Raw genomic sequence first — 25,160 nt, 5'->3', positions numbered from 1 at the left:
AGATTTCGCCTGGCGCCGGTCAGGAGAAATAGCACGAAAATAATCAAATACACATTTAGAGAAAAGCCACTTAATCCCGTTGCGATATCGAGGTAGTCTTTCAATAACGTCATGCAGGTGGTAATAAAACCACCTGCCACGATATCTCTCCCTGGAAAACGGATAAATAAATGGTTTTGATCGTTACTATGCTTATGTTTGCGCTGGCCCTGTCATTTTCGCCAGGTCCGGTTAATATGGTTATTATTTCTTCCGGCGCTGCGCATGGATTCAGAAAAACATTTTCTTTCGTCTCGGGCGCCACTATTGGTTTTACATTGTTACTGGTTTTAATTAGTTTTGGACTCTACGCGGCCATCGCAACGCACCCCTGGTTTTTTAGCTATCTGAATATCGTTGGTTCGTTATTTATCTTGTTTCAGGGCTATAAAATTGCTACTTCACATCCGGAATGGTCACTGAAAAAAGCACAGGCGCCGGGGTTTGCGCAGGGTTTTTTAATGCAATGGCTCAATCCTAAAGCCTGGGCTGCCTGTGCCTCTGGCGTCGCCTTGTTTTCTGAACCCTCGTCGCGCCTGAGTATATCGCTATTTATTATCATCTACTTTTTTGTCTGCTATCTGTCCCTGGCGGCCTGGGCGATATTCGGTGATAAAATGTCAGCGATTCTCAAAAGCAGAGCACAGATCCGCCTGTTTAATCTGGTGATGGGCGGATTATTGTGCATGACTGCGGGTTACATACTGTATTCGCAGTATATTACCTATTCATAGCGGCTGATGTTCAATGGCATTATAGATATAATTAATCAGTTTATAGGCCGCGCCGCTAACTGAAATATTGCCTGGCCAAAGGGCATACACTTTTAGCGGGGCTAATGACCAGTCAGGAAGTAGTTCCTGCATGTCGCCGCGGCGGATATCCTCTTCGCAGAGAAAACGCGGCGGAGCGGCCAGGCCAATTTGTTGTCTGGCAAGGGCATAGGCGGCCTCAACACTATCGACATACACGCCGGGTGTATACTTTATTATCGCCCGTTCGCCGTTGCGATGTCTGAACTCGCGCACATTCTCCCTCATCGTCAGCCCAATCCACGGCATTGATTCAAGCATAGCGGGATGATCAATGGGGGGATAGCGCAGGAGAAAGCCCTTTGCTGCCACCAGCTTTCGCGGCAGAACAAACAGGTGCCGGGCCTTGAGAGCGCTATCGGGGAGCTCGCCAATGCGAAAGGCGACATCAATACTGTCGGCAATAATGTCCTCGCGCAGGTCACTATAAGAAATGCTCAGAGCAATATCCGGGTTCTCTTTAATGAAATTTGCAAGATGGTGAGTGAATGGGCTGTTTAAAAAAACGGCAGGTATGGAAATACGCAGCTTACCGGCTGTGGATACCGAACGTTGCTTAAACTCAATGACGCCTTTTTCATAAAGCTCGAGCATCGACCTGGCGGTCTCCAGCACACTTTCGCCATCTTGTGTTAGAGAAAACTTTCGGGTATTTCTGTAGAGCAAAGCGCTGTTAAGGTTTTTCTCAAGCCTGGATAAATGTGCGCTTGCTGTTGCGGTCGACAACCCTAACGCCGCGGCGCCGCCTGAAACAGAACCGCTCTCGACAATTTTGGCAAAGACTATCAGGTAGCGGATGTCATCGATCATTTACAGTCCTGTGTTCACTCGGTAACGATATGCGTGGCGCCGACAAAAAGGGATCCCGTTTCCGGATTACCATATCCTATTTTTATTGCCGGAAGTATCTGTTTAATCGCGCTTCTCAGGTCCGCTTGAACGAGTCCCAGGCATCCACAACGGCAGGGAGGGTTCGCGAAGCGTCGCGGGCCACCTCACTCGTCAAGGAGATACGTTTGCATATTGAGACTCATCGCCTGCGGCTTCGCCCTGTCATGGCTGAAGATGTCGCCGATCTTTACCGAATTTATGGCGATCCGGCGACCAATACCTTTAACCCCGCAGGACCCTACCCGGATATTGACTTTGCCAGTACGGTTCTCCAGCGCTGGCTTGCCCACTGGCACGATCGCGGGTTTGGCAACTGGGCCATATCGGCGCGTGATGCTCCGGAAAAAATCATTGGCTTTGGTGGCTTAAGTATTCGCCGCTATAACGATGTCATTCTCAACAATCTTGGCTACCGATTCGCAACAGAGGCATGGGGAAAAGGGCTGGCCACCGACCTCGCGACCTCGGCGGTAAGATATGGCTTCGAGGCGATCAAACTCACGGAGATTTCAGCGGTGGTGAGGGCGAATCACCTGGCTTCGCGAAAAGTGCTCGAGAAAGCAGGCTTGAGGTTTATCAACGAGATTGCCGATATAGAAAATGCGCCGCCGAGTCTGCTTTATTCGTTGACCTTAAGCGAGTGGTTAAGCCAGTCGGGGTAACTCGCGGGGGCTTATTCGCAAGGCTGGATCGCACCGCAGCCGGCGAATCTGGCGGGGGATCGGCACAGAGTTATGCGCTCATTCTACTGGCTCAATTAACGCTGGCCCCTGATTGTTCACATTGCCGACCGCCCGCGATACCGCGTGCCAGGTGAAATCGTCGGCGGAGACGCTTCCGTCCCTGGCAATCTCCGCCGCATCCGCGCCGGTGAGATCCTGCCTCATCCATTCCCGGGCGGCTTCCGGCGTCAGGACCAGCGGCCGGCGGTCATGTATATCGACAAGACCGCGATCGGCGGCAGCGGTCACCAGCAAAAATCCTTCGGCGCTGTCCCCGCGTTCGAAGGGGGTGCTGCCAATAGCGGCCATAAATATCGGCTGGCCATCCTTCCGCTGGATGAAGTAGGGCTGTTTTTTGTCTCCGACCTTTTTCCATTCAAACCAGCCATCGGCGAAGCAGATCGCCCGCCCGTGCTGCCACAGCGGTTTGAACATCCTGCTGGTGGCAGCGGTTTCAACCCGGGCATTAATCAGCGGTGATTTATCCCACCATCCCGGCGCATAGCCCCAGTGAACGGGGTCGAGGTGGAGTTGCTCATTCCTTTCACTCAGGAGTAACACTTTTGTTCCGGGCGCGACGTTATACCGCCCAATGGGCTCCGGGTCCCAGGGGATATCGCGTTCGGCCTCTTCTGCGAGAAAGGCCAGGTATGCTTCACGCGTCTGCGCTTGCGCAAAACGTCCGCACATCGCCACCTCCAGCCAGATGTCTGACTAAAAGTATAGAACAGCAGAAAAAAGGGACGCCTTACCAAAAACCACAATCATTCCACAGGGAGAGGCTATAATTTCAGGCCATCATATTGCCAGACGTCTCTGCAATAACCGTTCGGTGTGGTACCTGGCTTTTTCTCTTTACGAGTAATCTTTATTACCCTAATAACCGGGGCTAGAGAGAAGGCTTCTTCTCTTTTTATTGCTTTTCAGAATTATCGTATGTGGCTTTACCTTTGTCTGAAATGGTTGGCGTTTGGTTGTGTTTGAAAACTTTTACCCCTTATTATTTAAAAATCATCTTTTACTTTGAAAAGGTTGTTTATGAGTAACTGGCTATTATTATCCCTGGCGGTAGTATTATTATTGACATCATTATTTTTTGGTCTCTCCTATGTTAAAGATAGAAGAAAAATGAAGATGCGATTTAACAAAACTCGACGTTAACCGATCCTTCCTGAGGAAAGCGCAAGAGCAACGGATGAGAATTTCGTCAACTCTTGTTTGGTGGCTATTTGGAATTTTTTCATGATATTGATTTTATGGGAAAAGACCGTTTTATGGCTGATACCTAGTTCTTGCGCTATCTGCTGATTATTCATTCCCGTTCTGATTGCATCGATAATATAAAGTTGTGATTTGGTCAATGTTAATCGAGGGCATTTTACACAGCGTCTGCTGTCTTTTACCTGGCTACTAGCAATCGACGCTGTTGACTCCATCAGATGTTTCGCAATCTGATTTTTTATACGGTGCAATCCGGTGTTGATACTAATAAAAGTAGCATCACGTAGACAAAACGGTATCCGATCAACTTGCACAGCACTATCGGTAGGAACGAAAATAAAAATAGATGTGTGTTCGGGGATTTTTTTGAAAACCGGGTGGCATAGATAATGTTCACCGGTCGTCATTTCCGTAAACAGCATATCTATCTGACCGAGAGTATCTGGTGAGTATTGCAAAATGGAAAAAGGTGTACAGATGTTTTCTTCCTTTGCGACCTCGATAAGAAGTTCACAAACACCTCGATTAAGAAATATGTTTTCAGTATTAATGAAAATATTAGTCATAGTAATGCCGATCGTCAAAATATTAATATTTTTTAAGGGGGAGAGCATTTACAGTATATGGGATTAGGATATTTCTAATAGCTAATAAAATCAATAAATCCATTTTTGAGACTTTATCTGGGAAAGACTTGAAAAATCATATAAATCAAGGTCTTAATTTTTGCTTTTGCCCTGATGTAGCCGGTGATTTGGCACAAACTGCTTAAATTGTACATATAACAAACATTAATTCTGGATTGGAATGTATTAATTCAAGTGATGTATTTAGTGCATGAATCATTTATTCAAAAACGGTTCGGTTAGGGCATACTCTTGTCAATAATGCCTGAGCGGAAGCAGAAGTGGTCCTGACCGGATGCCGGTAGAGGGCGCTATCACGCCGCTGCATCAGGTGAATGGCAACGGCGTCCAAAAGGGATTAGTTATCCGGGTTGTTGGAGATGCCTTTCCATACCATCCCCAGACCGATCAACATCGACGCGAAGAGGGCGAACAGGGTGGTAGAGATAAAAATGCCGGTCATAGTGATGCCTCAGAAAGTGCGTATGCAGGTTATTAGGCACGGAGGGATGAGAAAGGTTCCTTCCCTGACGGCGTAAATTTTCGCCAGGGTCTTCCGGCTGGCGCCAGCGAGGACAAAGTGATGTCGAGGCCGCCGCTGTTGGCGAAACGATCGTCAGGAGAACCGCATTTCTCGTGGCGCTATTGCAGGGCGACGGGTGAGGGGGCGCGATTCGGGCGTTGACATCCCCTTGAACAAGTAATATATACATGACGCTTCTGTTTATTGAATGTTAAACAGCATCAGTTATGGGACTCAGAAGCACCCCAGCCCCCGCCGTCTGGCGGGGGTCACTTTCCCACCTGACCTGGTTATTTCTTTCTGTGACTGACGAAGAAATTTTTTTATTTCAGGTCTTGAAAAACGCGCTTTAGCTATTATTTCATAAAGCGGACAAGCAATGCTTGCCTTCATGTTGAGCTTTTGAATGGATATTCAGGAGGTTAATTATGGCACTCAAAACCTTGTCAGCACTCCCGGTATTTGCTGATTCCCTTTTTGCCGATCGTTTTAACCGTATCGACCGTCTTTTCAGCCAGTTAACGGGCGATACGCCGGTGGGGACCTTACCAGCCTACGATTTACAGAAAGTGGATGACAGTAATTTCCTGCTCAGCGTCAGCGTGCCTGGCTGGAAAGATGATGAACTGGAAATAGAGACCGTAGGCGGTAATCTGCATATTACCGGTAAACGCGCGCAAACCGAAAATCATTCCGGAAACAGCCAGGGCTGGATTTATAAAGGCATTCGCCGGGCTGATTTCCAGCTTAGTTTTTCGCTTCCCGAACACGCCCAGATTAATCAGGCGCAGCTGGAGAGCGGGATCTTAAAAATTGCTATCCATCAGGAGATCCCCGAGAGCGAAAAACCGCGCAAAATTGCCATTGAGAACCAGGGGCGGGTGATCGAACACAAAGTGTGATTCCGCTTCTGTGCCGAGGGAGTTCCTTTCAAGGCCCGCGCTGCGGGCCTTTTTTTATCCACTCAGGGTGGCGTAAACGGCCTCCAGGCGACGAGAGAAATCACTATGCTATCCTGTTAACAGGGTAGTGAGGCGGTGATACTTTTCAAATTCGGCGAGGAGTGAGAATGGCTGACGAGATCGATAAAGACGCACAACATACTCATCAACTGACGGCCGAGGTGGCCCGGGCGCTTATCGCGCGCGGCTGGCGGCTCACCACTGCGGAATCTTGCACCGGCGGCAATCTGGCGGCAGCGCTCTGTGCTCAGGCTGATACCGCGGCCTTTTATGATACCGGCGTGGTCACCTTCAGCGATGAAGCCAAGCGCAATGTGCTGCAGGTGCGCGCGGAAACCCTGGCGGAACACAGCGCTGTCAGCGAAGCGTGCGTGAAGGAGATGTCCAGCGGTATGCTGGCGATAGCCGGGGCCGACATCGCCATTGCCATCAGCGGCTATGCGGGACCGGAGGGGGGAGAGGATGGAACCCCCGCCGGCACGGTATGGTTTGCCTGGAACTTTCGCGGCCAGATCGAAACTCAACGGCTGCGCTTTACCGGCGACTGCGAGACAGTGGTGGCGAAAGCAGTACGCTTCGCTCTGGCGGCGCTGGGCGAAAAGCTCCCCCACTGGCAGTGACGCTGCCGACTACCGCGGCCTTACAGATCCGTGGCCTGACGCGCTATCGGCCAGCAAATTTCCCCGATGCCGTTCAGGCACGGTCGGGAGAAAAGGAACCCCTGAAACAGGCGAATGCCCACCGACTGCAGCCAGCACCACTCTTCCAGGGTTTCGACGCCTTCCGCCACCACCGTGATGCCCAAATCCTCGCAGCAGCGCACCACCGAGGCGACAATCGCCTGCTTGGCGCCGCTGATATGAATATTGCGCACCAGCTCCGCATCCACTTTGATTTTATCGGGCTGAAAGCGGGTCAGTAACGACAGGCCGGAGTAACCCGCGCCAAAGTCGTCGATGGCCAGCTTCATGCCCGCGACGCGCAGCGCTTTGAGCACCTTGCGGAACTGGTCAAAGCAGGTGATCACCTCCGTTTCGGTAACCTCTATCAGCACCTGGTCCGGCCGGAGGCCGGCCGCCAGCAGGCTGTTCATCAGCCAGCCTACGGCGTCAGGGTGGTTATACAGCGAACCGGGCAGCAGGTTAATGGCCAGTTGGTGTTTACCAAGCGGTAACTGACCGGCGAGAGAGAAGGCATACGCTTTGCTCTCGAGGTCGAACCGGTAGCGATCCTCCGCCGGGATGGCGGCAAACATCTCCACAGGAGATCCGCCGGTGGGGCTGCGGATCAGCGCTTCAAAGGAAGAGACCCGCTTTTTGGCCGGCTCGACGATGGCCTGCAGGGCAAACTGGCAAGGTTGATCGGGCAGGTGGCGCGCGGTGGCAGTGGCCGGGGCAGGCATCATCGTCCAGCGAGAAGGCTGCAGCGGCTCGGGCAGACAATAGCGCCCACCGTCGGCGATAAAGGCGCTAATCAGGCGGAACATCCGGTCGTTGACCGGCTCGGTGACCCCAAACGAGCTAAAGCGCAGGAGCTCCTCCAGCGCGCTGTCGGCTTCGAAAAGACGAAGATCCAGCAGGCGCATTCCGGTGTCGTGAAAACGACGGTAGGCCGAATAGTCGCGCATCAGTTCCACCACGTCGCGATGGCGCGGATCGCTCTGTATCTCGTGGAATAACGACTCAAGATCTTCCTCGCTTCCCTCCAGCACCTGGAAGAACTGCAGGCCGTTAAACAGCAGAATACCAGTGATGCCAAGAGGCATATTTTTCCCGCTGGCGCGATGAATTAAAGCGTCGAGATCGGTGGGCGGGCGGGCAGGATTAACCTGGCTGCGGTATATCAGGGTGGTTAGCATTATCATTCCGGTCGCTGCGGCAGCGCGTGATGGTCCGCACAGCGCGTATTGAGGGAGGTATGGCCAGGCCCTCGGAGAAGGAGGCGGTTTTTTTATGACATTTAACCAACCGTGATGTCCGCTACGCGGAACGGGAGCTTCACTTTGTGATTACCTTCACTCTACAGGGAATCTGAGGTTTAGCTATCTTTTTCTCATTTACAATGCAAAAGGGGGAAACAGGCCGCTCATTCCGCCTGCGGTATTGATCCACCGTCTTAAATTATCGGTTAACATTCGCCACCAGGAATTATCCTGCCATTATATTACCCGCTCTCAAAAAGAGACGCTGGTCTTGCCTGATTAAAAGCAAATCCATATTATCAACGTAAGTTTAATTCCTTTTTTCAGGTCTGATATGAGCGACTTATTTATTATTTTGTGTCTGATTTTTTGTCCCGTCATTTCTTTATGGAGTGGTCTTTCTTATATTCAGGAAAGACGCAAAAGACGCTACGTCTTCCGTTCCAGAAGATAATCTGCAGAAGTAATATAATGACGATTGCATTAACGTCTGGCGAGTAGTTTTACGAGGTTGTTAAATTGCTGGCGGCTGTGCAAATTGAACTTGCTCATAATATTCTTTTTATGTGAATGAATGGTTTTGTGGCTAATTTTTAGCGCCGCCGCGACTTCATGCGGACTCAGACCAATACTGAACGCGTAAATGACTTTGGTTTGCGCATCGCTGACCGACTTGCAGGCGCAATTGATGCAACGCCGCAGTCGATTGAAGGACGGGTCATGCTGAGGAGGCAAGGGGCGCTGAATCGCGCTGACTATCTCATCTTTAAGATGCTGAACGGGAGCATGGGGAGGTATAAACACCGCCTGCCGCAGACAGTTGGGTAAGCCCTCTTCGACGGTAGCTTGTTCATTGTCCTGGAAAATAAAAAGCGTGTATTGCTCTGGGGCATGCTGAAACAGGTCATGACACAGGTACCATTCTCCCGCCACCATTTCCGTGAAGAACACCTGAGATTGCGCTATCGACTCCAGGTCCCATTGTTCAGAAAACTGATAGGCTGATCCCCCGTAGGTCTTCATCGCTTCATCCACCAGCTCCGCAATAGCGACTCGCAAATAGTGATTTTTTATATTGATCAAAAAATTCGTCATATAACTTCCCTGTGGGGTATGAAAAAGGTGTCAGAATAAATTAAAGAATATAATGGTGATGCGCAGGTCTTTTTTAGCTGGGGTAATCTAAGGGATGTTTTTCATTAATGCAATATCTGCCAGGAAAAGTGAGATAACGGTGTGTTGGTATGCGAAAGTTCCTAATAAACAAAATGATAAGCCTATATTAGATGCCGTTTTAAGCACTTTAATAATTTTTTATTTTTGCGATGCATAAAAAGCTTAGTGGTAGCCAGTATCTGTTGCTAAAATTAGCGGAGGACAAGATTACAGGAAGTATGCGGTGCTTATGAAGCAGATGCTCTATTTAAAAATGCTGGCGTGGCTGGAGGATAATATCTACTGTAACCCGGCGATCGATGACCTGGCGCAGTATATGGGCTATTCGCGTCGGTTTGTGTACGAGGTGTTTTATCAATATGGCCGGTTACCCATCGGGCAGTATATTCGCCTGCGGCGGCTGACCATCGCAGCGGTCAGTCTGCGTTTAACGCGGCAACCGATCGCCGCCATAGCCTGGCAGTTAAGTTACGATTCGCCGCAGACCTTCTCCCGGGAGTTTAAGAAACGTTTCTCGCTTTCGCCACGGGAGTACCGCTGCGCGGCGCACTGGGACACGGCAAAACTGTTAAAAAAATTCCCCACGGATGATGAGAGCCTGCCTTTGGCTCGGATCTGTTCCCTGCCGGAGCGGGTCTATTATGGCTACCCGATGAAGTATGAACTGCGCCTGTCGGATATGGTGTTGCAAAGTACCGCCAAGACGGCAATCAGGCAAAAGGTTGACCGTTTTTTCGCCGCTGGAGTCGGTTCGCTTTCCATACTCTCCGATTACGCCGCAGCGAGTCAAAATGAGCTTAACGTCGAGGTTAACGCCTTCGTCGGTTGTCACGAGGCGCGAAAGCCGTCGTCCGCGTTGACCACCCGGTCGGGGCTGTATGTGGGGGTTGAATTCTACGGCAGCTGGTCACGCTATGCCCGTTTGTCCAGCGATCTCTATCTGAATCAGTTGCCAACGCTGGGGGTAAGCCGTCGGGATGGGCATGACATTGAATGCTTCATGACCCGTCATGCGGAAGGAGGAGAGGCAGAGGAGAAGCGCTATCACGTACGCTATTTTATACCGGTGACGCTGTCAGCGGGAGGCCAGCTGCCGGGAAGCGATAATGAGTTAGTCCCCGCGAAGGGGACACGATAAGGTGGCCGGAGCCACCCGGGTGAATATTACAGTACAAACCACAGCAGCCAGGTGATCAGGAAGCCCGTCACCCCCATGATGGTGGTCAGTACGGTCCAGGTTTTGAGTCCGTCCGGCACCGAGAGCCCGAGATAGCGCGTGACCACCCAGAACCCGGCGTCGTTAACGTGTGATAACCCGAGCGAGCCGAAACAGGTCGCCAGCGTCACCAGCACCAGCTGCAGCGGCTCCAGCCCGACCACCGCCTGTGACAGCAGGCCGGAGGTGGTGAGGATCGCCACGGTGGCCGAGCCCTGCGAGGCCCGAAGCACCAGCGACAGCAGGAAAGCGGCGGGCATCAGCGGCAGATGAATCGTCTCCAGCGCCTCGGCTAAGGCATTGCCGATGCCGGAGGCGACCAGCACCCCGCCAAAGGCGCCGCCGGCGCCAGCGACGAGGATCACGTCCGCCGAGGAGGGGATCGCGCTGCCGGTGACTTCTCCCAACTTTTTCAGGTTCATCCCCCGCCGGATGCCCAGCGTCCAGCTGGCCAGCCCCAGGGAGATCAGCAGGGCGACGGGCGGGGTGCCAATGACGGTCATCAGCTGGCGAATCGCGTTATCCGGCAGCAGCAGGGCCTGACACAGCGTTCCGGAAACAATCAGCACGATGGGCACCACGATCAGCCCGCCGATAACCAGCGCATTCGGCGGCGCCAGTCGGGTCTGCTGGGCGTTGACGGAGAGGTCGGGCACCTCGGCCGTTTGCTGCTGTTCCAGCACGTTAATCGACAGATGATAATGGCGCTGATTGATAGACCGGGCGACAAAATAGCCCACGATACCCACGACGATCGACACTCCAATTCCCGCCAGCATCAACCAGCCGACATCGCTATGCAGAATACCTGCCGCCGCCGCCGCGCCAGGGTGGGTTGGCAACGCCACATGGACGGTTAACATCACTCCGGCCATCGGCAGGCCAAATTTCAGCGGCGACAGATGGGCGACTTTACTGAAGCCGTAAATTAACGGAATGATGATAATAAAGCCGACTTCAAAGAAGACTGGCGTGCCGAGAATAAAAGCCACGATGGTTAAGGCGGCAATAGTCCGTTTAGAACCCAGCACGCCGGTCAGCGTTTTCGCCAGCGATTCGGCGCCGCCGGATATTTCAATAAGCACCCCCAGCATTGATCCCAAAATAATTATGCTGGCGATGTGGCCGAGCAGGCCGCCCATGCCTTTTTCAATGGTGGTAATGATTTTATCCGCCGGAATGCCGGTGGCGAACGCCACCAGCAGGCTGACGATCAGCAGCGCCACAAAAGGATGCGCTTTCGCTTTGATCACCAGCAGGAGCAACAGCACTACGCTGGCTAACGCAATAAGTAACAGCGCCGATGTTGACATAGTTTTGCCTCGGGTATTAACAGGTGTACAGAGAGTTATATTTTTAGAACCGCGCTTTATTTTTTCCGGTAGGGCGAGAACCATTCCAGTCCGGAAAGGGTATCCGCCCTGGGGATATATTCGCAGCCGATCCAACCGTCATAGCCGACGTTATCCAGCAACGCATAGATCCATGAATAATTAATCTCGCCCTCGTCCGGTTCATGGCGGTCGGGCAGGGAGGCTATCTGAATATGGCGGTACTGACCGGCATACTCGGTAATAAGGTGGCTTAAATTGCCGTCCACTTTCTGCGCATGAAACAGATCTAACTGCACGGCGATGTTTGGCCGGTCGACCCGCTGCGCTATCTCCAGCGTCTGATATTGACTGTGATAGAAATAGCCCGGTTTGGTCTGCGGATTCAGGGCTTCAATAAGCGCCCGCTTGCCGTGGCGGGCAAAGCGCCCGGCGGCGTAGCGCAGGTTATCGAAAAGCTCCGCCTCGCAGGCCGCGCGATCCATCCCCGGCTGCACCACGCCGGCCATAATATGCACCTGCGGACAATCCAGCTGGCAGGCATACTCCAGCGCCAGCTCGATATCACGCCGGGCCTCAGCGCTCCTGCCCGGTAGGGCGGCGAGTCCCCATTCCCCGGCGTTAACGTCGCCGGGCGGGGTATTGAACAGCACCAGCTGCAGCTGGTTTTCCTCCAGGCGCTGTTTAATTTCCCCGGCGGCATACTCATAGGGGAACAGAAACTCCACGGCTTCGAAACCGGCGCGGGCGGCGGCGGCAAAGCGGTCCAGGAACGGCAGTTCGGTAAACAGCATGGATAAATTTGCAGCAAATTTTGGCATGGTTTTATCTCAGTTCATCCACTTCGTCAGCGGTCAGGTAACGGATCTCGCGATTGCCGAGGGTAAACATCAGCCGCGCGGTCTCTTCCAGCTCTTCGGTATTATTGGTGGCTTCGCGCAGCGATGAGCCAGTGACCACCGGACCATGGTTGGCCAGTAAAAAGGCGTTATAGCGCGGCGCCAGGCCGGCCAGCGCCTCGGCAATGCGGTCGTCGCCCGGTCGGTAGTAGGGAACCACCGGGACGTCGCCGACCCGCATCACCACGTAGGGAGTAAAGGGGCGAATGCAATTGTGCGGATCGAGCCCCTGCAGGCAGGAGAGCGCGGTCAGATAGTGGCTATGCAAGTGGACGATCGCCTTGCAGGCCGGGTTATGCAAATAGACCGCCCGGTGAAAAGCGATCTCTTTCGACGGTTTGTCGCCGGCGATCCATTCGCCTTGCAGGGTGACCACCGACAACCGCTGGGCCTGCAGCTCGCCCAGGCAGGAGCCGGTCGGCGTCGCCAGCAGGTTGCCGTCCGGCAGCAGGAGCGACAGATTGCCGGCGGAGCCGGTGGCATAACCGCGGTTAAACAACGAGGCGCCAATCTGCACCATCTCATCTCGCAGCTGTTGCTCAGTCATGACAAAACTCCTGCTGGGCACGGGCAAAGAACTGGATATCGCCGAAATTACCTGACTTCAGCGCCAGGGAGAGCGGCTGGCGGGTGTCACGCACCCAGGGAACCCCAGGGGAGATCGTCGGCCCGATATGGAACGCCTCGACCCCCAGCGTCTGCGCCACGATGCTCGACGTTTCCCCTCCGGCCACAATAAACCGGGTGAATCCTTTCTCCTTCAGCGCGGCGGCGAGGGAGGCGAACAGCTGTTCCACCCGTTCGCTGCTGGCCTTGTCGCCATACTGCGCCTGGATCCGCTGCAGCGTTTGCGGCTCAGTCGTGGCATAGACCAACGGCGCCAGCGGCGAATCGCGGTTTGCGTCCACCCAGGCCGCCAGCGTCCCGGCATAGCCCTCCAGATCGGTAAAGCAGGCGCTTAAGTCGACGGCGCGGGCGGGAGCCTGTTCACGATAGGCCGCCACCTGGCTGTTGGTCATCAGCGAACAGGAGCCCGAGAGCACTACCGCCGGGCCGGGCAGCGGCATGCCCGCCTGGGATCCTTCACCCTGGGTTCCGTGGCGCTGCGCCCAGTCGCGGGCGAGGCCGATGGCGAGACCAGAGCCGCCGGAGACCAGCTTCATCTCCCGCAGCGCCGCCCCCTGGGTCAGCAAATGCTGTTCACTGAGGGCGTCGAGCACCACATAGCGCACCGCCGGGTCGCTGATTGCCGCCAGCGCTGCAGCGACCGCCTCCGGCCCCTGATCGATAATCGGCCAGGCGATCAGCGCCGCTTTTCCGCCGCCCTGGCGCTCGATTAAGCGGCCCAGGTGGGCATCCTCCATCGGCGTCACCGGATGGTGGCGCATCCCAGACTCATTGAGTAACTGCTGGCCGACAAACAGATACCCCTGATAGACCGTGCGGCCGTTTACCGGCAGCGCCGGGGAAATCACCGTCCGGGTCTCGCCCAGCTCTGCCAGCAGAGCATCCAGTACCGGGCCAATGTTGCCCTGCGCGGTGCTGTCGAACGTGGAACAATACTTAAAATAAAATTGCTGACAGCCCCGGGCCTGCAGCCAGCGCAGGGCCGCCAGCGACTGGCTGACGGCGGTTTCCACCGGGCAGGAGCGCGTTTTCAGGCTGATCACCACCGCTTCGCTGGTCAGCGGCAGTTCGTGGGGCGGTACGCCGTTTAGCTGCACCGTCGGCATGCCATTGCGTACGAGGAAGCTGGCAATATCCGTGGCGCCGGTAAAGTCATCGGCAATGACACCAAGCTGCATCTTGTCTCTCCTCACTGTTTATGGCCCGGCAGGGTAATGCCGTTGAAGATCTTGATCACCGCGCTGTCATCTTCCCGGCCGAATCCGGCGTTGCTGGCGGAGGTGAACATATTCAGCGCGGTGGTGGCGAGCGGCAGCGGGAAGGTCAGCGCCCGGGCGGTGTCATTCACCAGGCCGAGATCTTTGACAAAAATATCGACGGCGGATTTTGGCGAGTAATCGCCATCCAGGACGTGCTGCATACGATTCTCAAACATCCACGAATTACCCGCCGCGTGGGTCACCACGTCGTACATCGTCTCCAGCGGGATGCCGGCGCGGGCGGCGAGGGCCATCGCTTCGGCGGCGACGGCGATATGCACCCCGGCCAGCAGCTGATGGATGATTTTTACCGTCGAACCGAGGCCAATGTCGCTCCCGATGCGATAGACTTTGCCGGCCACCGCGTCCAGCACTGGCGCGAGGCGGGCGAAGACGGCATCGCTCCCGGAGGCCATCACCGTCATGTCGCCGGCGGCCGCTTTCACCGCGCCGCCCGATACCGGCGCGTCGAGCATCAATAGGTGGTATTCCGCCAGCGCCGCGGCAATCGCCTGGGCATCGGCGGAGGCGATGGTTGACGACACCATCACCGCGGTACCCGGCTTCAGATGGGCGGCGAGGCCGCTCTCGCCGAACAGGATCCCCTGAACCTGGGCGGCATTGACCACCAGCAGCACGACCGCATCCAGTTCAGCGGCGAAAGGCACCGCGCTGGGGCCTGCGCCTTTGGCGCCCGCCTCCAGCAGCGCGCGGCAGTTGTCGGGATTGATGTCCACCCCCCAGGTGTTCAGGCCCGCCTGCAGGCAGGCGCGGGCGGCGCCCATGCCCATCGAACCCAGTCCAATCACGCAGACGTTAGTGTGTGCAGTCATGCCGGTCTCCTTGTGAATATTCGTTAATTAATGTGATTTAATGATAGAATAAAGCGTTGTCATGTGAAATTATGTGAGAATTATCACGAATAACCCACATGAATATAAAAAATTCACAGACGGAAAGTGGCTGCGCGACGGCGATTCTTGCCCTAAAATAGCGTAAAAACAGCGGTCAAGCAGCGATAACAGCACAGGGGATCTTCAGGTTCCCGGCGTGAGTGGTAAGCTCTGGTGTGAAAAAATGGTAAGGGGAGAGCGGTGATTCCAATAGAACGTCATCAGCGTATTTTAGCCCTGGTGGAGCAGCGTGGGGCGGTGAGCATTAATGAGCTGACGGAGATCCTCGGCGTGTCCCATATGACTATCCGTCGCGACGTCAGTAAGCTGGAAGAACAGGGGCTGCTGGTCAGCGTCTCGGGCGGCGTGCGCGCCGTCAGCCGTCTGGCCGCAGAGCCCAGTCATCTGGTGAAAAGCACTCTACAGAGTGAAGAGAAACAGGCCATCGGCGCGCTGGCGGCCAGTCACATCGCCAAAAACAGCTGCATCTATCTCGATGCCGGCACAACCACCCTGGCGCTGGCGCGGGCGATCCTCGACCGGGACGACCTGCAGGTGGTCACCAACGATTTTGAGATAACCCAGCTGCTGATCGATGCCAGCCAGTGCGGCGTGATCCACACCGGCGGCACCCTGTGCCGGGAGAACCGCTCCTGCGTCGGCGAGTCGGCGGCGCGGACCTTGCGCCACCTGGCTATCGATACGGCCTTTATCTCCGCCAGCGGCTGGGACAGCCGCGGGATTTTCACCCCTGATGAGAACAAGGTCACCGTCAAGGAGACCGTCAGCCAGGTCAGCGCCAGAAGCATCCTGCTGTGCGACAGTTCGAAATATAATCAGGTGGCCACGTTTATGGCGTTACCCTTGACCCGCTTTACCACCATCATTACCGACCGGCATCTCTCCGATGCTGCCGCCACACATATCGCCCGGCACGCTTGCGAGGTGCTGCGCGCCGGGTAAGGCATGCGGCCTTCACCGGGCTAGCGCTGCCAGTGCTCGATCAGCGCCGCGCCTATTCTGGCGATCTGCTGGTTACGCTCGGCCATGGTCGCCGGCGTATCCCGCAGATAGATCACCACGATGCGCTCCGCTTTGCCGTTCGGGCCGAGCAGGGCGACAATGCCACGTGAGCCCCGCTCGCCGGCCCCGGTTTTATCGGCGATAAACCAGCCCGCCGGCAGCACGGCGCGGATCAGCGGACCGGCTACCTGGTCGTCCACCATCCACTGCAGCAGCTGCTGCTGCGAACGGGCGCTCAGAGTGTGGCTGGTTAGCAGCTTGCGCAGGGTGGCGGCCATGCTGGCTGGGGTGGTGGTGTCGCGCACGTCGCCGGGAAGCGCTTCATTGAGCTCCGTTTCCCAGCGGTCAAGGCGGGTGACGTTGTCACCGATCTGGCGCAGAAAAGCGGTCAATCCCGCGGGGCCGCCAACGCTCTTCAACAGCAGATTGCCGGCGCTGTTGTCGCTCATGGTGATGGCGGCGGCGCAGAGTTCGCCAACGGTCATCCCGTCGGCAAGGTGTTTTTCGCTGACCGGGGAGTAGTCCACCAGATCCTGCTGGCGGTAGCGGATCCGCCGATCCAGCTGTTCGTCTCCGGCATCCACCCGGGCCAGCACCGCGCCGCAGAGCAGCACTTTAAAGGTGCTCATCAGCGGAAAGCGCTCACTGGCGCGCCAGGCGGCCAGCGTGCGGCCGCTGGCCAGATCCATTTCAACATAGCCCACGCGGCCCGCCAGCTGACTTTCGCTGCGTGTAATTTGCTCAAGTGGCGGAGGGCTGGCGAATACCGCCAGTGGCAGGGCGGCAATCAGGGAGAAAAGGCACAGGCGAACATAACGCATAACCGCAATACTTCCTTGAATCAGGGCCATTAAAGGCGAGTAGAGGAGTGACAAAATAGAATAACCTGGCGTTTTGCTGATTCACAATTCCTCTTTTTTCCTTCATCATTTGTCATCTTTTATTTCGAATAATCAATATTTAGCTCAGCCTAAGCACGCTATTTTTTGACTCAAGGCCGCAATGAACTATAAGAAAGTACTTAAGACCGCACTCTGGCTGGCGCCGCTGTTTGCTGACGATACGCCCGCCGCGCTGCGCGGTTTGCCAATGATCTATGCCATCCCGGGAGGAACTGGTGCACCCGATAATTAAGGTCATGCTGGTGGGCGGTAAGGCGGATGGACTGCTGGTCAGCGTCGCCGACGATGCGACCGAGGTCTCAGTGACGCCTGCGCAATACGGTGCGCCGTCCGGCCAGCCGCTCAGCTATCGTATCGTGAGTCAAACCATTGACGATGAACGCTATTTCTTTGGCGTTTTCAGTGACGCCCATCAGGATAGCGACAAGCTGACGCGGGTGGCGCTGACCCGCGGAATGAAAAAAATGTTCTGTTAAACCCGGTCGGAGAGAGGGGGCGATAGTATCCCTGCCGCGGCTTTGCTACTGTGGCAGCCTTCTCTCTCCGGGCCAGGACGCATCATGATTCAGTACATCCGTATTCAAAACTTTCGCTCAGTCAGGGATATCGCGCTGGAGCTGGGGCCGCTGAACATTGTCTTCGGCCCTAACGGCTGCGGCAAATCCAATATTTACAACGCTATCCATCTGTTGACCGCGGCTGCCGACGGCAGGCTGTCGGGATTTATCAGCGAAGAGGGGGGCCTTGAAAATATGATGTGGTCCGGAGATCGTTCTCCCCTCGATCGCCATCCCCGCCGGCTGCAAATCGCCTGTCGGACGGAGAGCTTTGATTATGAACTGCAGGTTGGTTTCCCGGAAAAATTGCCCTATCCGACGCAGTTCATGCTCGATCCCATCGTCAAAGAAGAGAACATCTGGCTGGCGGGCTATTCCCGTCGGCCTTCCTCCCGCGTACTGCAGCGTAAGAATCAGGCGGCGTTCCTCGTCGATGTCGCCGGGGAGAAAAGCACCTTCACCGAGAGTATTTATGAAAACGAGTCGGTGTTCGGTCAGCTTGGCGAGCCGCACCGCTTTCCTGAGGTGTCGCGGGTGCGCGAGACCCTGCGCCGCTGGCGGTTTTACCATGAATTCGCTATCGGCCGCCACTCACCGCTGCGCCAGCCAGCCGTCGGCTACCGTTCGCCGGTGCTCGACAGCGACGGCCATAATCTGGCGGCCGCCTTTCAGACCATTGTCGAGATCGGCGCGGAGGAGATTTTGCACGAGATCCTCGCCGACGCCTTTCCCGGCTGCCAGTTTTACTGTGAAAACGAACACTCGCGTTTCGCGCTGAAAATGCGCCGGGAGGGGATCCGCCGCCCGCTGCTGGCGGCGGAGATGTCCGACGGCACGCTGCGTTTTCTCTGCCTCGCCGTCGCGCTGCTCAGCCCGCGCCCGCCGGCCTTTCTGGCGATCAATGAACCGGAAAACAGCCTGCATCGCGACATGCTCCCGGCGCTGGCCAGGCTGATCGTCGAGGCCTCCCGCTACAGCCAGATCTGGCTGACCAGCCACTCGGCAGAGCTGGCGGATCTTATCGCCGCCGGGGCTGCCTGCCAGCGCTATGCGCTGGAGAATAGCGGCGGAGAGACGCGCATTGTGGAGTGAACCCCGTCATCCCTGACGGGCGCGCCCGGTCAGGCGGGGGTCTGCGTCTCCGCTGCCGGCAGCAGGCTTTTGCCGCCGCGCAAGGTGATGAACGAGAGCAGGGTAAAGCTCAGGGTGATGCAGCCGAGGATCAGATAGGCCTGATGGAAGCCGACGGTGTCGTACATCCGGCCCACCCAGGCGGAAAGTACCACCCCTGAGAGCTGTTTCGACAGGTTAAAGCCGATCAGAAACAGGGTGGCTGAGAGCCGCGGGTTAAAGGCGGAGGAGATATATTTAAAGGTCCCGACCAGCAGGAAGGGGATCTCAAACATATGCAGCATCTTGAGGATCACCACTTCCACCGCCGATGAGGCAAAAGACGACCCGAGAATACGCACCGACATGATCATCCCCGCGGTCAGCAGGGCGTTTTTGGCCCCGATACGGTTAACGATGGCCGGGGCGCAGAACATGATCACGGCATTGAGCAGCTCGCCACCGGTGGTGACGAAGCCAAACACTTCGGTACCGCGCTGCGGACTGGCGAAGAAGCTTTTGAAAAAGTTAGCAAATTGTTGGTCAAACACGTCGTAGACGCTGGCGACCCCCACCACATAGACGATAAAGCCCCAGAAGCGCGGCATACGCAGCAGCTCTGCCGCCGTACGCAGCGAAAAGGCCTGGCGATTGGCCCCGAGCGCCTCGATAACCTGGGCGCTGTTGCTGCTTTCCGGACGCGACAGCCAGAGCAGAAGACCCAGCACCAGCGCAAAGCCGGAGGCGATCCAGAAGGTAATATTGGGGTCGATGCCGAACAGCACGCCGGTTATCGAGGCGCACAGCGCCCAGCCGACGCAGCCAGCGACCCGCACTTTGCCATATTCAAAGCGGTTTGCCCGGCTGACGCGCTCGATATAGGCTTCCACCGCCCCGGAGCCGCTGGAGAAAACAATCCCCAGGTAGATCCCGCCCACCAGCGAACCGGCGATAATATTCATCTGCAGCAGCGGGGAGAAAACGAAAATAAAGAACGGCGCGAACAGAATTAACAGCACCGTAATAGTCCACAGCAGATGTTTGCGCAGGCCGAGCTTATCCGACATTAAACCAAATACCGGCTGAAAAATAATCGCGAACAACGAGATGGAGGAGAAGACGATCCCGGTTTCCGTTTTGGTTAAATGGTTAACGTCCGCCAGCCACACCGGGAAAAACGGAAAATAGGCCGACATAATGAAATAGTAAAAGAAAAAGAACAGCAGGAAATAGACAAAATTATGCCGTTCTCGCGGCGCCAGTTCAGAGAATTTCATCACCATGATCCCTTGTTATTCTGTTTGTAGGGTGGGGGCTGCCGCCCCCACGGATTAAAGGCAACGCAATGAGACCTCGTACTGCCAGCGCGTTTGGGTCAGGAGCCAATGCGGCAGCACGCTTGGGGTCCAGGAGTCATCGCCTCCCACCCCCATATGCAGGCCGTCAAGGGTGATCCACACGCCGTCTTCGGCCTGCATCTTGTGCCAGTGGTCGGTCTCCATCAGCTGACGGGTGCTCCACGGCTGAACGGAGAAGTGGAAATGACCGCTGACGTGCCAGCGTCCCCAGTCCAGCGCCTGAGTATCACAGCGCAGGCCGTTTTCCGTCGGGAAGATGTAGGGGGCGGTCATCGCCGCCAGCGGCTGCTCCCAGCGGGCGAAGCAGGCGCTGCTCCGCCGGTCGGGGTAGTTCTCATGCGGCCCCAGCCCCAGCCAGCTCACCGGCGCCTGCTGATCCGCCACCTGGAAGTGCAGCCCGACCCGCGGCAGCGGCGGCAGCGTTTCCGCGCGCTCGCCGTCCACCGCCAGCCGCACCGTTCCGTCCGCGGTAAAGCGCAGGCGCCAGTGGCTGACAATCACCACCTCGTCGCCGCGCAGGTAGTGCCAGCGGCTGTCGACAAGGGTCTCATTCGCCAGACGCTGGGCGTCGCACTGCACGCAGCGTGCCTCAAGGTCGAACAGGCCGGCGCTTTTCCAGCGCTCCACCCAGGCGTTGGGGTCGATGCGCTCCACTTCGCTGACCCCGATGTCGTTGTCGAGCGGCGCACGGACAAACTGATCCCGCAGGGGGGTCAGCAGCTGCTCCTGACCGGCAACCGACCAGCCACTCAGCAAACCGGTCCGGCGATCGACGGTCCAGCACTGCGTGCCGGCGCGGATCTGCCAGGCCTCATCGCTGACGATAAGATCCGGGGCGCCGGCTGGCACCGTGGGCGCAGGCAGCGCCAGCGGCGCCGGCAGGGGATATTGCTGCCAGGCGACGCGATGATCCGCCGGGGACCAGGCTGTCGCCTGGGGCTGGACCACCTCCAGCGTCAGCCACACGGCGCGGGCGCCTGGCGGCAGGATCAGACTGTCGAGCAGCGTTATCTCGTCGCTGTCCTCAGGCGGGAGCGCCAGCGTCAGGTTGCCGTGGTACAGGGTTTCACCGGCCGCCTGCACCTGCCAGCGCAGCGCTTCGTTATCGGTCTGGCGGAACAGGTATTCGCTGGCGATGCGCACCCGCAGCGGCGAAGTCGACAGCAGGGCGAACTGGAAATACTGCTGGGCGTGCTTCGCCTCGACCAGCGACGGATGCGGCGTGCGATCGGGGAACACCAGGCCGTTCATACAGAACTGGCGATCGTTCGGCTTATCGCCAAAGTCGCCGCCGTAGGCCCAGCCGACGCTGCCGTCGTCAAAGATTTTGCGGATCGCCTGGTCGGCCCAGTCCCAGATAAACCCGCCCTGCAGCCGCGGATACTCGCGGAAGGCCTGCCAGTAATCGGCGAAGTTGCCGAGGCTGTTGCCCATCGCGTGGGCGTACTCGCAGAGGATCAGCGGCCGCTGCTCGCCGGGCAGGCTGATCCATTTTTTGATCCCCCACTTCGGTACCGCCGGGATCGGCTGGTCGCGTTCGACGCGGGCGTACATCGGACAGATAATATCGGTGGCGGTGGTATCCGCGCCGCCGCCCTCGTACTGCACCGGACGGGTCGGGTCGTTACGCTTCAGCCAGTGGTACAGCGCTTCGTGGTTGCCGCCGCCGCCGGATTCGTTGCCCAGCGACCAGATGATAATGCACGGATGGTTGCGGTTGCTCTGTACCATCCGGGTGACGCGGGCGCTGAAGGCTGGCAGCCACGCCGGATCGTCGGACAGCCGATTCATCGGCACCATGCCGTGGGTTTCAATATTGGCTTCATCGACCACGTACAGACCGTAGCGGTTGCACAGCTCATACCAGCGCGGGGCGTTGGGGTAGTGCGAGCAGCGGACGGCGTTAAAGTTGTTCTGCTTCATCAACAGAATGTCCTGCACCATATCCGCCTCGCTGACCACCTGACCGCGTAAATGGTGGTGTTCATGGCGGTTAACGCCGCGGATCAGCAGCGGTTTGCCGTTAAGGCGCAGCAGGCCGTCGGCGATCTCGATGCGGCGAAAACCGATATCCCACGCCTCTGCCTCCAGCAATGCCTCGCCGCGCCACAGGGTGACCACCGCCCGGTAGCAATCCGGGGTTTCCGCGCTCCAGTGCGCCGGCGCCGCCACCGCCAGGGAGAAATCGACCCGTTCGGCGTAACGGCCGCGCTCATCCACCGTCGGGGTGCCTAACGGCTGACGGTGGGCAACGACAGGCTGCTCGCCGCGCCACAGGCTAACCCCGACGCTGAGCCCGGCAAGCGCCGCTTCTGTCGCCTCGACGGTCGCCTGGACCTGCAGAGCGCCGTCGCGGCAGAGGGCGTCAAGGGTCGGCGTCAGCTGGACGTCGCTCAGCCGCTGGTGCGGCTTATTCAGCAGCCACACCGAGCGGAAAATACCGCTCATCCGCCACATATCCTGGTCTTCCAGCCAGCTGCCGGCGCTCCAGCGCATGACCATCACGCACAGGCGGTTGTCGCCCGGACGCAGAAAGGGGCTGAGATCGAACGCCGCCGGCAGGCGGCTGTCCTGGGAGTAACCGACCCAGGCGCCGTTGCACCAGAGATGAAAGGCCGAGTTAACGCCGTCGAAAATAATCTGCGTCTGCCCGTCCGCGCGCCAGGCGTCATCGATCGCAACGTGCAGGGAGTAACAGCCGGTTGGGTTATCCTCCGGCACCCGCGGCGGGGTGGTGTCGATGGGGTAGCGGACGTTGGTGTAGATCGGCGCGTCATAGCCCTCCATCTGCCAGTTGGAGGGCACCGGCGTGCCGCGGCTGCCCGGCAGGTCCTGCGTCAGCCACTGCGCATCGACGGCAAACGGGCTGCGGGCGTAAGCAAATTGCCACTCGCCGTCCAGCTGACGACGATGGGGCGAAGGATGATTATCGCGGGCGGCAAGCTCATCGCGCCAGCTGGCGAACGCAGGATGGGCCGGCAGGCGGTTGAGATGGGTAATAGTCTGGTTCTGCCAGTCTTCGCGGGCGAGGACGGCGTGGAAGTCAGGCGCGTGGCGGCGACTGGTATCGCTTATTGGCATAGTAATCCCCGGTAAGTCAGAAAATGTCGATCGCTAAACAGGATGAAGAACGTTATCGGGTAATTTGTTTTTTCCAGCAACGACGGCGGAAATGAAATTAACAGACGATCACGAAAGCGGGGGTAATGCGCTGTTTTTTGTCGTGCGTTAAACATAAAATGTTAGCGCACGACATTTTGTCGATGAGGAGAAACTATGCCGCGTCGTACCGCAACCCTGGAGGATGTCGCCCGCGCGGCGGGCGTCTCCCAACAGACGGTCTCCCGGGTTCTGAACCGTCCGGAAGTGGTGTCAGCCCGCACCCGCGAGCAGGTGATCCGCGCGATGCAGACGCTGCACTACGTGCCTAACCGCTCGGCGCAGCTGCTCGCCGGCAAAGCGGCGCCCTCCATTGGGCTGATTACCGCCTCGCTGACCCTGCATGCCCCCTCGCAGATCGCCGCCGCGGTAAAGAGCCATGCCAGCCTGCACCAGCTGGAGGTGGCGATAGCGATGCCAGCGCAGGCCGACTTCGCCGCGCTGCAGGCCCGGCTGGACGAACTGCGCGCCCAGCATATTCGCGGGGTGATCGTCAGCCTGCCGCTGGAGAGCGCCACCGCCGAGCGGCTGGTTAAAGAGAACCCGGATATGGCCTGCCTGTTTCTTGACGTCTCCCCGGAGGCCGATGTCTGCTGCGTGCGCTTCGACCATCGCGACGGCTGCGGAGCCTGCGTGCGCCATCTGTGGGAGCTCGGGCATCGCGAATTCGGCCTGCTGGCGGGGCCGGAAAGTTCGGTTTCCGCCCGACTGCGTCTCGCCAGCTGGCGCGAGGCGCTGCACAGCCTGAACATTGCCCGTTCAACCACGGTGTTCGGTGACTGGAGCGCCGCCAGCGGCTGGCAGAAAACCTTCGAACTGCTGCACCTCCAGCCGCGGATCAGCGCCATTGTGGTGGCCAACGATCAGATGGCGCTCGGGGTACTCAGCGCGCTGGCCCAGCTCAATCGCAGCGGCAGCCAGGCGGTATCGGTGACCGGCTATGACGACACCGCCGACAGTCTCTACTTTCAGCCGCCGCTCACCACGGTGGCGCAGGACTTTGATCTGCTGGGCAAACGGGCCGTGGAGCGGCTGATTGCTCTGATGGCGGCCCCGCAGATGCGGATCCGCGAGCTGCTGCCGACCCGGCTCATCGTGCGCCAGTCGGCGTGGCCGCTCGCCGCCGCGGAGGACCGGCAGCAGACCCTGGCGCAGCTGAAAGCGTTGGTGGAGAAGCTTTAGCCGCAGGCCGTTGAGGATTTATTGAGGTTGACCATGCTAACCTCGGGATCAAACGTAGAGAGGTCAGGATCCTCTGCCTGCGAAAAATGCAAAATACAATCTATCCATGCAAGCATTGATTTACCGCCAGTCACATGGCGGTTTTTTTTTGCCTCACCCCCGTTTTCCGCGTTCTTTCGTTGGATTTTTCGCCTGGCATCCCCGGCGGCGGCATGCTACATCTTTCTTCCGGGATAGATGCCGAACACGGCGGGAGACAAGGTCATGATGGTGATTGAGGGCAAAGAGGCGATTGCGCGGGTAGACTGGCGGCGGGTGCGGACCATCGTCGCCGAGGCCGGGCTGAATGAACGTGATGTTCAGCAACTGGAGCAGGCGTTTCGCCAGAGCACCTTCTGCTGGTTCGGCTATGAGAGCGGTCAGCTGATTGCCGTGGCGCGCGCCATCAGCGACTGCACCTGGAGCAGCTACTTATCGGATGTGGCGATCGTCCCCGACCGACAGGGGCAGGGTTACGGACAACAGCTGATGCAGGCGGTCCGGGAGCAGCTGCTGCCCTTTGGCAAAATTTTTATCTATGCGGTGGCCGATAAAATCGCGTTCTATCAGCGTTTTGGTTTTGCCATGCTGACCACCGGGATGGTCTGCGCTGGCGAGGAGGGCATGCGCAAAATGCACGAGCAGGGCTATATTCGCCAGCCCTGAGCGCGGATGCCGGGCAACGCCTGGCTTAAGCGTGTAAACCAGGCGC

At 57.3% G+C, this 25,160-nt stretch carries 28 protein-coding genes; 14 read left to right on the top strand and 14 right to left on the bottom strand.

What is annotated here, in order from left to right; translation table 11 throughout:
• Nucleotides 1–170 precede the first annotated feature (170 nt).
• On the top strand, nucleotides 171–773 hold the full coding sequence (locus ACLH1U_RS04945; RefSeq protein ID WP_032452745.1) for a LysE family translocator: 603 nt from the start codon (nucleotides 171–173) through the stop codon (nucleotides 771–773).
• Here ACLH1U_RS04945 and ACLH1U_RS04940 read toward each other — a convergent pair.
• On the bottom strand, nucleotides 768–1,661 hold the full coding sequence (locus tag ACLH1U_RS04940) for a LysR family transcriptional regulator (protein ID WP_255893257.1): 894 nt from the start codon (nucleotides 1,659–1,661) through the stop codon (nucleotides 768–770). The genes ACLH1U_RS04945 and ACLH1U_RS04940 overlap by 6 nt on opposite strands.
• A 206-nt stretch (nucleotides 1,662–1,867) precedes the next feature.
• On the opposite strand from ACLH1U_RS04940, the gene ACLH1U_RS04935 reads away from it, so the two are divergent.
• On the top strand, nucleotides 1,868–2,404 hold the full coding sequence (locus ACLH1U_RS04935) for a GNAT family N-acetyltransferase (protein WP_101861563.1): 537 nt from the start codon (nucleotides 1,868–1,870) through the stop codon (nucleotides 2,402–2,404).
• A 78-nt stretch (nucleotides 2,405–2,482) separates the two neighbouring features.
• Here ACLH1U_RS04935 and ACLH1U_RS04930 read toward each other — a convergent pair whose 3' ends face one another.
• Nucleotides 2,483–3,154 carry an SOS response-associated peptidase gene (locus ACLH1U_RS04930; RefSeq protein WP_085550829.1) on the bottom strand — a complete coding sequence of 224 codons (672 nt, stop codon included), beginning with the start codon at nucleotides 3,152–3,154 and terminating at the stop codon, nucleotides 2,483–2,485.
• 348 nt (nucleotides 3,155–3,502) lie between these two features.
• Here ACLH1U_RS04930 and ACLH1U_RS04925 point away from each other — a divergent pair, with 348 nt between their 5' ends.
• Nucleotides 3,503–3,625 carry a small membrane protein gene (locus ACLH1U_RS04925; protein ID WP_032452749.1) on the top strand — a complete coding sequence of 41 codons (123 nt, stop codon included), beginning with the start codon at nucleotides 3,503–3,505 and terminating at the stop codon, nucleotides 3,623–3,625.
• On the opposite strand, the gene ACLH1U_RS04920 is transcribed toward ACLH1U_RS04925, so the two are convergent.
• Together ACLH1U_RS04920 and ACLH1U_RS04915 are read right to left on the bottom strand one after the other, a co-directional pair.
• Nucleotides 3,622–4,257 (bottom strand): helix-turn-helix transcriptional regulator, encoded by a 636-nt coding sequence (locus ACLH1U_RS04920; protein WP_176221049.1) that lies wholly within the window; start codon nucleotides 4,255–4,257, stop codon nucleotides 3,622–3,624. The genes ACLH1U_RS04925 and ACLH1U_RS04920 overlap by 4 nt on opposite strands.
• A gap of 412 nt (nucleotides 4,258–4,669) precedes the next feature.
• Nucleotides 4,670–4,774 (bottom strand): YnaM/YnfT family protein, encoded by a 105-nt coding sequence (locus ACLH1U_RS04915; RefSeq protein WP_022065603.1) that lies wholly within the window; start codon nucleotides 4,772–4,774, stop codon nucleotides 4,670–4,672.
• On the opposite strand from ACLH1U_RS04915, the gene ACLH1U_RS04910 reads away from it, so the two are divergent.
• From ACLH1U_RS04910 to ACLH1U_RS04900, 3 genes are all read left to right on the top strand, one after another.
• Nucleotides 4,725–4,850, top strand: a complete 126-nt coding sequence (locus tag ACLH1U_RS04910) for a hypothetical protein (RefSeq protein WP_369821819.1) — start codon at nucleotides 4,725–4,727, stop codon at nucleotides 4,848–4,850. The two genes, ACLH1U_RS04915 and ACLH1U_RS04910, sit on opposite strands and share 50 nt — an antisense overlap.
• Nucleotides 4,851–5,262: 412 nt before the next feature.
• Nucleotides 5,263–5,736 carry an Hsp20 family protein gene (locus ACLH1U_RS04905; protein ID WP_023289594.1) on the top strand — a complete coding sequence of 158 codons (474 nt, stop codon included), beginning with the start codon at nucleotides 5,263–5,265 and terminating at the stop codon, nucleotides 5,734–5,736.
• Between the two features lie 167 nt (nucleotides 5,737–5,903).
• Entirely contained in the window at nucleotides 5,904–6,416 is a 513-nt protein-coding gene (locus tag ACLH1U_RS04900; RefSeq protein ID WP_023289595.1) for a 2-oxo-tetronate isomerase, read from the top strand.
• Nucleotides 6,417–6,436: 20 nt separating this feature from the next.
• Here ACLH1U_RS04900 and ACLH1U_RS04895 read toward each other — a convergent pair whose 3' ends face one another.
• Nucleotides 6,437–7,654, bottom strand: a complete 1,218-nt coding sequence (locus ACLH1U_RS04895) for a diguanylate phosphodiesterase (protein WP_085550830.1) — start codon at nucleotides 7,652–7,654, stop codon at nucleotides 6,437–6,439.
• A gap of 397 nt (nucleotides 7,655–8,051) precedes the next feature.
• On the opposite strand from ACLH1U_RS04895, the gene ACLH1U_RS04890 reads away from it, so the two are divergent.
• The gene (locus tag ACLH1U_RS04890; RefSeq protein ID WP_137910593.1) at nucleotides 8,052–8,171 is read left to right on the top strand and encodes a small membrane protein; all 120 of its coding nucleotides are present in this window, start codon (nucleotides 8,052–8,054) and stop codon (nucleotides 8,169–8,171) included.
• Between the two features lie 29 nt (nucleotides 8,172–8,200).
• Here ACLH1U_RS04890 and kbvR read toward each other — a convergent pair whose 3' ends face one another.
• On the bottom strand, nucleotides 8,201–8,812 hold the full coding sequence (kbvR, locus tag ACLH1U_RS04885) for a LuxR family transcriptional regulator KbvR (protein ID WP_085550831.1): 612 nt from the start codon (nucleotides 8,810–8,812) through the stop codon (nucleotides 8,201–8,203).
• A 310-nt stretch (nucleotides 8,813–9,122) separates the two neighbouring features.
• Here kbvR and ACLH1U_RS04880 point away from each other — a divergent pair, with 310 nt between their 5' ends.
• Nucleotides 9,123–10,031: a helix-turn-helix domain-containing protein gene (locus ACLH1U_RS04880; protein ID WP_085550832.1), complete on the top strand. Its 909-nt coding sequence runs from the start codon at nucleotides 9,123–9,125 to the stop codon at nucleotides 10,029–10,031.
• A gap of 26 nt (nucleotides 10,032–10,057) precedes the next feature.
• Here the strand turns inward: ACLH1U_RS04880 and ACLH1U_RS04875 are convergent, their stop codons facing one another.
• Genes ACLH1U_RS04875 through ltnD form a run of 5 tightly spaced genes read right to left on the bottom strand, consistent with a single transcriptional unit; the run spans nucleotide 10,058 to nucleotide 15,058 of the window.
• A complete protein-coding gene (locus ACLH1U_RS04875; RefSeq protein WP_023289599.1) occupies nucleotides 10,058–11,422 on the bottom strand; it encodes a GntP family transporter in 1,365 nt (454 codons plus the stop codon).
• 56 nt (nucleotides 11,423–11,478) lie between these two features.
• Nucleotides 11,479–12,261 carry an HPr family phosphocarrier protein gene (locus ACLH1U_RS04870; protein ID WP_085550834.1) on the bottom strand — a complete coding sequence of 261 codons (783 nt, stop codon included), beginning with the start codon at nucleotides 12,259–12,261 and terminating at the stop codon, nucleotides 11,479–11,481.
• A gap of 4 nt (nucleotides 12,262–12,265) precedes the next feature.
• On the bottom strand, nucleotides 12,266–12,886 hold the full coding sequence (locus ACLH1U_RS04865) for an aldolase (protein ID WP_065806325.1): 621 nt from the start codon (nucleotides 12,884–12,886) through the stop codon (nucleotides 12,266–12,268).
• Nucleotides 12,879–14,144, bottom strand: a complete 1,266-nt coding sequence (gene otnK / locus ACLH1U_RS04860) for a 3-oxo-tetronate kinase (RefSeq protein WP_072420241.1) — start codon at nucleotides 14,142–14,144, stop codon at nucleotides 12,879–12,881. Before otnK ends, ACLH1U_RS04865 begins: the two co-directional genes overlap by 8 nt.
• An 11-nt stretch (nucleotides 14,145–14,155) precedes the next feature.
• Entirely contained in the window at nucleotides 14,156–15,058 is a 903-nt protein-coding gene (gene ltnD, locus ACLH1U_RS04855; RefSeq protein ID WP_085550835.1) for an L-threonate dehydrogenase, read from the bottom strand.
• Nucleotides 15,059–15,319: 261 nt separating this feature from the next.
• On the opposite strand from ltnD, the gene ACLH1U_RS04850 reads away from it, so the two are divergent.
• Complete coding sequence (locus tag ACLH1U_RS04850) at nucleotides 15,320–16,081, top strand: DeoR/GlpR family DNA-binding transcription regulator (protein ID WP_023289604.1); 762 nt, start codon at nucleotides 15,320–15,322, stop codon at nucleotides 16,079–16,081.
• 20 nt (nucleotides 16,082–16,101) lie between these two features.
• Here the strand turns inward: ACLH1U_RS04850 and ACLH1U_RS04845 are convergent, their stop codons facing one another.
• Complete coding sequence (locus tag ACLH1U_RS04845) at nucleotides 16,102–16,962, bottom strand: broad-spectrum class A beta-lactamase OKP-A-4 (protein ID WP_063860904.1); 861 nt, start codon at nucleotides 16,960–16,962, stop codon at nucleotides 16,102–16,104.
• Nucleotides 16,963–17,143: 181 nt separating this feature from the next.
• Between ACLH1U_RS04845 and ACLH1U_RS04840 the strand changes: the two genes are divergently transcribed.
• The 3 genes from ACLH1U_RS04840 to ACLH1U_RS04830 all read left to right on the top strand — a co-directional run bounded on the left by ACLH1U_RS04840 (nucleotide 17,144) and on the right by ACLH1U_RS04830 (nucleotide 18,692).
• Entirely contained in the window at nucleotides 17,144–17,275 is a 132-nt protein-coding gene (locus ACLH1U_RS04840; protein WP_023289606.1) for a hypothetical protein, read from the top strand.
• Entirely contained in the window at nucleotides 17,259–17,519 is a 261-nt protein-coding gene (locus tag ACLH1U_RS04835) for a hypothetical protein (RefSeq protein ID WP_004205993.1), read from the top strand. The genes ACLH1U_RS04840 and ACLH1U_RS04835 overlap by 17 nt, the downstream gene beginning before the upstream one ends.
• An 84-nt stretch (nucleotides 17,520–17,603) precedes the next feature.
• Nucleotides 17,604–18,692 carry an AAA family ATPase gene (locus ACLH1U_RS04830; protein ID WP_023289607.1) on the top strand — a complete coding sequence of 363 codons (1,089 nt, stop codon included), beginning with the start codon at nucleotides 17,604–17,606 and terminating at the stop codon, nucleotides 18,690–18,692.
• Nucleotides 18,693–18,721: 29 nt separating this feature from the next.
• Here the strand turns inward: ACLH1U_RS04830 and ACLH1U_RS04825 are convergent, their stop codons facing one another.
• Both ACLH1U_RS04825 and ACLH1U_RS04820 read right to left on the bottom strand, forming a co-directional pair.
• Nucleotides 18,722–19,987, bottom strand: a complete 1,266-nt coding sequence (locus tag ACLH1U_RS04825; protein ID WP_023289608.1) for an MFS transporter — start codon at nucleotides 19,985–19,987, stop codon at nucleotides 18,722–18,724.
• A gap of 54 nt (nucleotides 19,988–20,041) precedes the next feature.
• Nucleotides 20,042–23,149 carry a beta-galactosidase gene (locus ACLH1U_RS04820; RefSeq protein WP_411299106.1) on the bottom strand — a complete coding sequence of 1,036 codons (3,108 nt, stop codon included), beginning with the start codon at nucleotides 23,147–23,149 and terminating at the stop codon, nucleotides 20,042–20,044.
• 195 nt (nucleotides 23,150–23,344) lie between these two features.
• Between ACLH1U_RS04820 and ACLH1U_RS04815 the strand changes: the two genes are divergently transcribed.
• Entirely contained in the window at nucleotides 23,345–24,409 is a 1,065-nt protein-coding gene (locus tag ACLH1U_RS04815; protein ID WP_065806123.1) for a LacI family DNA-binding transcriptional regulator, read from the top strand.
• Between the two features lie 264 nt (nucleotides 24,410–24,673).
• Complete coding sequence (locus ACLH1U_RS04810; protein ID WP_411299105.1) at nucleotides 24,674–25,114, top strand: GNAT family N-acetyltransferase; 441 nt, start codon at nucleotides 24,674–24,676, stop codon at nucleotides 25,112–25,114.
• The last annotated feature ends 46 nt before the right edge of the window (nucleotides 25,115–25,160 follow it).

This window comes from Klebsiella sp. 1SOBk5mer (assembly GCF_046603115.1).
Lineage (GTDB): Bacteria > Pseudomonadota > Gammaproteobacteria > Enterobacterales > Enterobacteriaceae > Klebsiella > Klebsiella quasipneumoniae.
The sequence above is the reverse complement of the archived record's forward strand: the minus strand, read 5'-3'. Positions and strand labels throughout refer to the sequence as shown.